The sequence below is a fragment of the Halorubellus amylolyticus genome (assembly GCF_034808145.1).
In the GTDB taxonomy this organism is placed as follows: Archaea; Halobacteriota; Halobacteria; order Halobacteriales; family Natrialbaceae; genus Halorubellus.
In genome coordinates, this window is sequence record NZ_JAXHGM010000084.1 from 1 (window position 1) to 258 (window position 258).

Genomic DNA, 258 nt, shown 5'->3' on the forward strand with positions numbered 1-258 from the left:
GTTACCACTCAGCTCAAATTAGAACGAAAAAAGACACACAAAAATACTCACAGAGGCAGTTTGGGGCCCTTCGCCATCAACATCAGCATCACATTCTCTGAGCAGCACCATGTGTTGCCAAGTGCCCCTTGAAGGAATAAGAGTAACGAGGTTTGGTGCCGGTTGCTCCTCTCTGAAGAATCTGCTAGGGAATGGATGGATCAGCTTATGCTTGTTCATCACATCACAACCCTCATTCCATTCAGCTCTGCAAACTCC

Annotated in this window: 1 protein-coding gene; it reads right to left on the reverse strand. The window is 46.9% G+C overall.

The features are described from left to right. Positions 1 to 18: 18 nt before the first annotated feature. Positions 19 to 258 (reverse strand): hypothetical protein (locus tag SM754_RS20340; RefSeq protein WP_323677961.1); only part of this gene is annotated, 240 nt, incomplete at its 5' end.